Annotated in this window: 5 protein-coding genes and 1 pseudogene; 3 read left to right on the top strand and 3 right to left on the bottom strand. The window is 70.4% G+C overall.

What is annotated here, in order from left to right; translation table 11 throughout:
• Positions 1-139: 139 nt before the first annotated feature.
• The 3 genes from QNJ12_RS22195 to QNJ12_RS22185 form a co-directional block, all read right to left on the bottom strand.
• Complete coding sequence (locus QNJ12_RS22195) at positions 140-706, bottom strand: hypothetical protein (protein WP_300626058.1); 567 nt, start codon at positions 704-706, stop codon at positions 140-142.
• A 1,262-nt stretch (positions 707-1,968) separates the two neighbouring features.
• Positions 1,969-4,233 (bottom strand): hypothetical protein, encoded by a 2,265-nt coding sequence (locus tag QNJ12_RS22190; protein ID WP_300626056.1) that lies wholly within the window; start codon positions 4,231-4,233, stop codon positions 1,969-1,971.
• The gene (locus QNJ12_RS22185; RefSeq protein WP_300626054.1) at positions 4,230-5,597 is read right to left on the bottom strand and encodes a peptidoglycan-binding domain-containing protein; all 1,368 of its coding nucleotides are present in this window, start codon (positions 5,595-5,597) and stop codon (positions 4,230-4,232) included. Before QNJ12_RS22185 ends, QNJ12_RS22190 begins: the two co-directional genes overlap by 4 nt.
• Positions 5,598-5,828: 231 nt before the next feature.
• Here QNJ12_RS22185 and QNJ12_RS22180 point away from each other — a divergent pair, with 231 nt between their 5' ends.
• The 3 genes and pseudogenes from QNJ12_RS22180 to QNJ12_RS22170 all read left to right on the top strand — a co-directional run.
• A complete protein-coding gene (locus QNJ12_RS22180; protein ID WP_300626052.1) occupies positions 5,829-7,736 on the top strand; it encodes a peptidoglycan-binding protein in 1,908 nt (635 codons plus the stop codon).
• Positions 7,733-8,434 carry a hypothetical protein gene (locus QNJ12_RS22175; protein ID WP_300626050.1) on the top strand — a complete coding sequence of 234 codons (702 nt, stop codon included), beginning with the start codon at positions 7,733-7,735 and terminating at the stop codon, positions 8,432-8,434. Before QNJ12_RS22180 ends, QNJ12_RS22175 begins: the two co-directional genes overlap by 4 nt.
• Positions 8,435-8,576: 142 nt before the next feature.
• Positions 8,577-9,073, top strand: a pseudogene (locus QNJ12_RS22170) (phage tail sheath family protein); the annotation flags it as partial.

Below are 9,073 nucleotides of genomic sequence, written 5' to 3'. Positions count from 1 at the left end.
CGAAATCGGCGCCGTCACACCCACCGCCAACCCGAATCAGACACCGACCGCGTCGACCAATCCCCATCAAGCACCGCCCGCCGACCTCAAGCCATCTCGTGAACAATCGGGGCTAGTCGAGTGATGGACCTGGCAATCCTCAGAGACGACGAGTTCGCCGAAGCGGTCCTTTTCGGACTGGCTGGGCCGGCACGACGTGGAGCCGCCGTCCGGCTATGGCGACCTCGAATCTATCCGTGTTGCGGGTGTGACGGAGGTATTCCGCCACGTTCCTGAACCCGTCGAGGCGGTCCGGCCGAATTCCCGCCATTCGGGCGAGGCCATTGACGACTCGTCCGTCCTGCACAACGATCGTTGCGGTGGCGCCGGAAGCTGTCTGCGAGGTCATCACTTCGGCGATGATCTGTCGGTCCATTTGAGCCCCCGGACCGCCCACCTTGTTGCGGTCGAGCTCTGCTCGTATCGCTCGAAGCTCAGCCTCGCCACCGGGCCGAGGCTCCACGGTTCGGATCGTCGGCCTCTCAACGTCACGTGCGTGAAGCTCGTCGATGACCGTTCTGGTCGCAACCACCCCGCGATCACCGACTGTTTCGACTCCGACCTCGTGCCCGGCGTGCATCTCATCGCCTCGTCGGCGGGCTTCGAGCGCAATCGCAATCTGCGTGTCGACCGCCACATTGTCCTCGTCCAACTGCGTGAGGAGCACGCCGCCCGAACGTCGGGTCGGGCCCCCTGTGGCGCCTTCAGCACCGCTCACCGGGCTGCCCGGAGTTGCAGATGTGCCGCCAGGGTGGGCGCCGGCGGGGACGTTGGGCCCGAGGTCGTGGCCTTCAGCGGCCGAGTCCCTGACGTCACCTATCGCCGCGGCTGCGTCGTCGGCTGCAACGCTCGATTCTCTGAGTGCACCCACGGCTTCCGTGTGCTCCTCGTCGACGGTTGACGTCGGCCTACTGTCCCCCGAACGCCCAGCTCGGGCGGCACGCTCGCGTCGTCGTTCGGTGGTCGTATGGCCTGGTCCATGCGGCCCGTGGCGCCCTGGGCTTTCCGGCGTGCTGCTGCGTGTGGTTGATACGGCCTCATTGGGGGACGTTGGCTGATCCGATGGCGACGCCGAATCGATGACGGATGTTGAGCGGTCTGTCGAGACGTCGCCGATGTCGCCCGATTGGCCGCTTGAGCTCCCTGCGTGAGATTCGATCTCCGTCACTGAGGCATTGGTATCGCTCTGCCGCCGCCCGCTGCCTCCGGCAGCTTGATCGCTCGTCGACTCCGCTGGTGTCTCACCCGCTCGTCCTGCTCGTCGAGGCCCGCGAGCAACGTCGAGTAGATCTGCTGCACCTCCCGCTGTCTCGCTCACGAGGTCGTTGATCACTGTCCGTACGATGTGCAGCGCGCCATCGTGGTCACCCTCGTCTGCCTTCGCTCGTGCTTCATCGAGGCGCAGATAGGCGTCTGCTGCCGGGTAGTTGAGACGCCCGAGAAGTGCGGCGGCTTGCGCAAGCGCGTTCTGCGTGTCTTGCTCCGACTGTGACGCAGCCTCGTCGCTCTGCGCTGCTGGGTTGGCCGCCTGCCAGGCCGCCCCTACGAGCGGGTTGAGAACGCTGACGACATCTCGAATCGGTGACTCGGACTCCGCGAGGTCCCGTACCTCTGTTCGACTCGCGCCGAGTAAGGCGTCGAGCATCGTGTTGGTGAGAGGCTGTCGCTCCCGGTTGAACTCCCCAGTGCCCGACACAACATCGCGGACAACGGACCACAGGCCCCCGTCATCCTCTTGACGCTGAATCCCTCTCCGCGGCGAGAGCATCGCCAGAGGTCCGTTGCGCTGAGCCAGGTGCGATAGCCCTCGATTCCCGATCCTCGACTGCAGAGGGGTCGTGCTCGGGCTGGTGCTGCTCGTGCCGAGCGCAGCTTCCGGTGCATGAGTGTGAGCCGTCGGCGCTTCGACCTGGACGGGCTCGCCTCCGCTCACCGCTGGGCCTCCAACGCCTCGCGGCGTTGGCGGACGGCATCCAGGCCCTCATCGACCACCGCGCGGATCACTTGCCGTCGTAGGCGGGGGCGCACCGCGGTCATGACCGTGGCGATGTCGCCGGTGGAGTAGCCGGCCTGTCGCAGCGTCCGGCGGATCGCTCCCTCGGCCGACCGGATCGCGCCCGACGCTGCCTGCTCCACCGCGCCCATGCCGGACTGGACATGCTCCATCACTTCACCGCCTGACAGCGGGTAGCCGGTTCGGATCTGCCACTCGACGTCGGTCGAGTTGCGCCGGCCGGCGAACCACCGGGTCGCGTCGGGTGTGCGGCCGCTGATGCCATCGAGGCTGAGCTCCTCCAGGCCGAGCTCGACACCCAGCGCGCGGGCCGCGCCCTCCTGGACCTCGCCGACCTCGTCGATCGTGGCGATCAGGCCCGCGAGCATGATGAGCGGCGCCACCAGGCCGGCCGCCTCCCAGAGGAACACCAGGGCCCCACCCTCGATGAAGATCGTCGGCGCCGTCGCGATCGACACGCCGAGGTCGAGCGCCGAGAGCGTGTCGCTCAGCTGCCAGCCCTGGTCGGGGAGGTTCTCGAGGATCTCGCGCAGCAGCGCGATCTGCTCGGGGTCGCCGGTGAGCGCGTCGAGGTCGAACGGCGGCTGCGACCGGTCCTGCTCGGGCGGCGGAGGAGGCGGCGGCGGTCGGCCGTCCTTGTCGAAGTCACGCGCTCTCGCCAGGTCGTCGGCGGTCGCACGCCGGCGTCGGCCCGCACCACCCGGTCCCGATCCGGTGACAGCTTCCGTGCGACCACCGCCTGAGCCGGTTCGGGTGGGTGGCGGAGGTTCGACGTCGCTGCCGAAGCCCTCGACGTACTGGCCGGCAGCGGCGGCGGTGATCTCGTCCGGTGTGGCGTAGGCGAGGTCCTCGGTCTCGAACGCGTCTCCGGAGCGTGCTTGCTCCTCGAAGCGAGCCGCGTCGCCGGCGAGCAGGTTCGAGTCACCGAAGATCTCGAGCGGCGGCAGCCCGGCGAGCGGGTCGCCGCTGGTGTCGGCCATCGCCCGGCGGAAGCTCTCGGGGTGGCGCATCCACGCATCGCGTAGCCGGAGCAGCATCGGCGCGTACTCGGGTCGGTAGTTGTCGTTCAGCAGCCGGGCGCGCCGCTCGATCTCGTCGAGGGTCAGGGCGTCGAGCTCGGGATCGCGATCGGGCGCCGAGGACAGCCCCCAGTGCTCGCCGAGGCTCGGGATGTCAGCGCCCTCTCGCGTCTTGGCCTCCTCAGCCTCCTCCGACAGAGCGGTGCCCGCGGCCTCGTGCTGACGCATCGCCTCGCGGTGTTCGGGCCCCATGACGAAGAACTGGGTCGGCACCATCGTCGAGGCACCGAGCAGCTCGCGCACGTACGCCGCCTGCTCCTCCTCGCTGACCTCGAGGTCCTCCGGGAGCAGGCCTTGATCCTGGAGCAGCTGGAACGCCTCCTGCGGGTTGGCGATGTGACTGCGGCCCATCGGCGCGACCTCGTAGCCCTGGTAGCCGCGCGGCGCCCAGACGTTGGGCTCGCCACCGAAGAACGAGCGCAGTGCGTCGAGACCGTCCTCGGACTGGCCGAACTCGCAGCCGCGGACGGTGATGCTCGTGTTCTCGTCGATCGCGCTGGCGACCACTCGTGCCCGTCGCTCCCGGAAGCGCTGCCGGCCTGACCATGCCGTGTTGGTGCGGTCGCGGAACTCGTCCTGGAGCGCGGCGAGATCCCACGGCGTGAAGTTGCGGCGCCGGCCCACGTCGTCGCGCGCCAGCGGGATCTGCAGACCACCGGCCGCGTTGGCATGGGTGACGATGACGATCTCGTCGAGATGGGCGCGCCGCCCCTGGCGCTCGATGCGCCGCACGTCTCGGTCGAGGCGGTCGAACATCGCCTCGAAGCTGGTGGCCCGAACCTGCGTGTACTCGGGGTAGTGGGTCGAGAAGAACACGCGGGCCGAGTTGCCGTAGCCACCCCCGGTGTAGAAGAAGGCGTACTGGAGCCGCTCGACCTCGGTGTCGCTGCGCTCCTCCACGTCCCCCGCCACCCGCTCGGCCTCGGCAGCGTCGGCCGTGGTCGCCCCGGCCGATTCCTCCGGCGTGCGCTGGACGAGCGTGGCAGCGGCGCGGTTGCCGAGCCGCTGCTGCAGCGTCAGCGCATCGCCGGGCGACGGGGATGTCGCCGGCCGTGGTTCGTGCGCCGGGATGCGACGCTCGCTGCGTCGACGTCCGGTCATCGTTCGCTCACCGGGTTGTCGCCGACACCCGACATCGTGAAGACGCCGCGTCGCTGGACGTTCTCGTGGGCGGTCGCCTGATGCTCGTCGAGGGCACGCACGATGTCCTCGACCGTCTCGCCGTCGAGGATCCCGCCCAGGAAGATCTGCGCCTCCTCCGGGCGGATGGCGCTCTCGTCGGAGGTGAAGATCGTCGGGACCCGGCTGCCGACGACGTCGAGGTGCTCCTGACCGCCGACTTCCGATCGCAGCTCGTCGAGGTACGCCATCGAGGTGCACGCCTGCAGGAAGAGCACCCGGTAGCGGTCGCGGTCGAAGTCGGGTGAGGACGTCAGCTCGACGAGGTCGTTCACCTCGTCGACCGCGACGCCGTGCCGCCGCGCCTCCTCGACCCTGGTGCGACGTCCCGCGGCCTCCAGCGCCGTGTCGATGCCGATGCGGAAGTTCTCCTCGGAGGAGTCCCTCGGATCGAAGTCCGGCCCCGATCCGTATCGAGCGTGGCCCTTGTACAGGGTGATCTCGGCCTGGCTGAGGCCACGGCCGAACTCCGCCGCGGCCCCCGCACCCGGCGTGAGCAACCGCACCCAGACGTCGGCCGTCCGGGTGTGCGCGCTGCCCTCGTCGTCGTACCACACGAAGGTGTGCTCGGCCCTCCAGTGCTCGACGTTGTCGTCGAACCCGAGGAGCTCGAGCGCGAACCCGCGACCTTGCAGCCACGCGCGGAACCGCTCGGCGAGGACCTCCTCGACGGGGGTGCCGGTGTCCTCCCACTCGCCGGACGCGCCGCGGCGCAGGGCATTGCGGTCGGAGTATCCGAAAGCGACCGTCACGTCGAGCCGGTTGTCCTCCAGCAGGCGTGCGTAGTCGACGGTGTGCTCGACGCGAGTGTCGGTGGTCGTCGGCGTCACCCGGTCGAGCACCTCCAGGGTGGCGGCGTCGAGGATGCTGCCGGGGGAGGGCCCGTGGACGCTCCGGAACTCGGTGATCGCCGTCGTCGTCTCGTCGCCGAACCGCCCGTCGAGCCGGTGGAGCGGGAGGTCGAAGCCGAGGTCGAACAGGGCGCGCTGCACCCGCCCGACCGCCCGGTTACGGCCGTTGTGCCGCGCCGACAGCTGGTCGATGTCGCCTCGCAGGATGCGCTGGAGGATGCGATCGTCGCTGAAGCGGGGATTGCTGAGCGTGGGGGCTGCTTCCGCCGGCGCGTCCTCCAGGTCACGCTGCACGCCGAGCAGCGCCAGGACGGTCGAGTTGGGGAGCGTTCGCAGGAACGCCGGCGGAGCGACGTCGGCCGACGCCCGATGTCCCACCGGCTCGGCGTGCTGCAGGGCGGCCTCCGACGTCGGACGCGCGTGGTCGCGGACCATGCACCGATCGAACCCCACGGCGGCGACCCTGTTCGGGTGGATCCGCTGCCCGAACGGGAAGCCCAGTCACGTCGCACGTCGTGATAACCGACGTGCCTGGCCCCACGGCCGCCGGTGCGGGGGACGGTGCGCCGACGATCGCCGAGGCGCATCGTCGCCGAACGCCGGTCGGGCAGCAGGCGTGCCCGATTGTGCTTGTCTGCGGCGCGCCGTTGTGGTGCCATGCTCTCGATGGCGTCTCCGCATGCGGTGCACAGCGCGCAGGAAGCCGAGCACCAGCGCGCGGCTCCGGACGCCGAGCGTGCATCGGCCGACCGGTCTCCGCAGCAGGCGCCCGCGCTCGCCTTCCAGCGGACGATCGGCAACCGCGCGCTGGCGGCGCTCGTCCCGCGACTCGGCGTGCAGCGTCTCGACGACGGCCCGACTGCCGAGGCCGAACCGGAGGCCGGCGCCCCCGAGGACGTCGGCGCCGATCGGCCGATGATCCGGTTCGGGTCGCGCGGCCCCGCGGTGATCGAGGCACAGGTCCGCCTCAACGCCGCCGGCGCAGCACCCGCGCTCGCGCCGCTCGTCCCTGACGGGATCTTCGGGCCGCTGACGCTCGGCGCCACCCGGACCTTCCAGACCGCGAACGGGCTGGTGCCAGACGGCATCATCGGCCCGCTCACGTGGGCGGCGCTGCTGGCCGTCGTCCCGCCCGGCGGCCCGCCGCTGTTCTCGCTCGGGAGCACGGGGGAGGAGGTGGGCCTCCTCGAGCAGCGGCTCAACGCGGCGGGGATGGCCGACCCGTTCCTCCCGATCGATGCCACGTACGACCTCGCGGTGCTGGTCGCCGTCGCCCGCTTCCAGTTCGAGGAGATGGGGGCGATCCCGACCGGAGCCGTCGATCAGGCCACCTGGGACGCGCTCGCGCAAGCGGCCCCCGGCGGTGAGGTCGACGCGACCGGCGTCGCGACCCACGTGCCTAGCGTCGAGCCCGAGCCCCGCGGCGAGCAGGTCGAGGGCACGTCGCTGCACATGGTGGTCGGCCCGCCGGCGGGGTTGACCGAGGGCCCCGCCGTCGAGGAGTTCCAGCAGAAGCTGAACGTCGTACGCGCCGCTGCCGGACTCGAGCCGATCGCCGTGAACGGTTTCTGGAACGATCTCACCCGTGATGCCACGCAGGCCTACCAGTCGTCGGTCGGCCTCGCGCCGACGGGGATCGGCGACCTACCGACGTGGGCGCGCCTCGATCAGGATGCGCCCGTGACCACGGTCGGCTTCGTCGAGCGCCAGTGGACGCAGCAACAGGGCGGGCTCGAGACCGGCATGACCGCGGCGGGCGGCGGCGGATCGCGCTACTCGTGGCGGATCCTCCCGAACCAGATCCTCGTGACCGTGAAGGTCGACTTCCGCAACAACCCCCCGTCACCCGATTGGTTCGGTCACGTGCCCACCGCCTGGAACCGGTTCAAGGCGGTGAGCGACTCGGGCGATGAGGTCGCGATCAACTTCGAGATGGTCCAGGGCACCGGTGGCGATGCCAACGTCGTCGACGTCAAGACGGGCACGGGGCGGGCGAACGCAGGGGAGTGGTTCCTCGGCGACACGGACGCCGCGAACACGATCCCCCACGAGTACGGTCATCTCATCGGTCTGCGCGACGAGTATCAGGTCCATCCGGGCGACTACCGCGAGATCACGGGCAACGAACCGCCGGTCGGCGCCACCGCCGAACCCGCCGACGGGGCGACGCCGCTGCAGATCGCCAACGAGCTGCAGGACGCGATGATCACCCGCAACGACACGGCAGCCAAGGCGGCGACGATCGACCGCGGCATCCAGATGGGTGCGTTCGCACAGCGGATCGTCGGCGCCTACGCCGGCCTCCCGGCCGTGGTGGTCCCCGCCAAGGGGCCGCCGAAACCGAAACCGTCGTTCACGACCAGCCGGACCGACATCGCCAGCGACCTGTTCCGGGCGCTCGACAAGTCGTACGAGATCATCCAGGTGCTGACGTACTCGACCGGTTCGATGATGGGTGATCCGAGCCGGGTGACCGATCCGCACGATCACGGGGTGCGGCCACGCCACGTGCGCGAATTCGTCGACCTCGTCGCCGCGGCTCGTGGTGGCACCTGGGAGGTGCAGGCGCGATGACCGTCACGTACGTCCGATCGGGCGGCGGTCGGGGAGGCGTTCCCGAGGGGGAGTGGCTGGAGATCGACGACGGCGGCTTCCGCGCGTGGCGCCAGGTCGCCGAGGTCGCCGTCGGACACTTCGCCGGCGAACTGACCGGCGACGAGCGCGGCCGCCTCGACGCCGCGCTCAGGGCCTGCGACTCCGGAGAGGCGCCGACCGCGCCGGTCGTCCGGCCCGGCGCAACGCTCGTCTCGGTCGACCTGCCGGGCCGCTCGGTGTCGTACGGCAGCGGCACGCCTCCCGCCGGCGCCTGGGGCGAGCTCGACCGCGTGCTGAACGAGCTCTGCGACGCCGTCACCGATCGGCCGCGCGCCGCGATCTCGATCGGCCTCGACGACGACGGCGGCGGCTTCCGCCTCGATCACGTCGGCCCCGAGCCGATCGACGTCGACCTGAGCAGCGGCTCGTTCGTGGCGGTGGTCTGGGAGGGCTGGTACCACGAGGTCGGCCGCCTGGAGGGTCCGCTGACCACGGACGCCGCCACCACCGCCACCGCCAGCACCGACGAAGGCTGGGCGCTCAGCGTGCCCCTGGCGGCCCTCGATGTCGGCGAGGGTCAGGTCGTCCACGTCACGGCGCGCTTCTCGCTCGTCGTCGGGGACGACGCAGCGGCCGTCGAGGTGGCGTACGTGCCGGCCCTCACGCCGCCCGCCTGATCCCCACCGATCCGCGGGCGCCGGCGACCACTTGCACGTTCGGGTAGGTCGCTCTACCCGATCACTCGTCGTCGGCGGCCCGCACGGGTGGTCGCTCGCCGAACACCCTGGGGGCAACCGGATCATCACGAGGAGGACGTACATGCCCCAGTACCTGTCACCGGGGGTCTACGTGGAAGAGGTCGAGGCGGGTTCCCGTCCGATCGAGGGCGTTGCCACCTCGGTGGCCGCGTTCGTGGGGCTCGCCAAGTCGGGTCCCGTGAACACGCCGACGCTCGTCACGAACTGGACCCAGTTCACCCAGACGTTCGGCGATCACATGGACGGATCGTTCCTGGCGCACGCCGTCTACGGCTACTTCAACAACGGCGGTGGCTCGGCCTACGTCGTCCGGATCGGCGCGAGTGAGAACGGCGACGAAGCGCCCCAGCTCGTCCCCGCCCAGTCCGCGTTGCCGACCGCCGCCGACGCGTCGCAGATGGGCTACGAGATCGCGGCGAAGGCGGGCGGCGCCGAGGGCAACGATCTCACCGTCGAGATCCAGGAGGCGTCCGAGCCGGGCGAGGACAACACGGCGTTCAAGCTCGTCGTGAAGCGCGGCGACCAGGAGCTCGAGTCGTTCGACAACCTGACGACCGG

It is taken from the genome of Ilumatobacter sp., assembly GCF_030065885.1.
In the GTDB taxonomy this organism is placed as follows: domain Bacteria; phylum Actinomycetota; class Acidimicrobiia; order Acidimicrobiales; family Ilumatobacteraceae; genus Ilumatobacter.
This window is presented reverse-complemented; position numbering and strand designations above follow the sequence as displayed.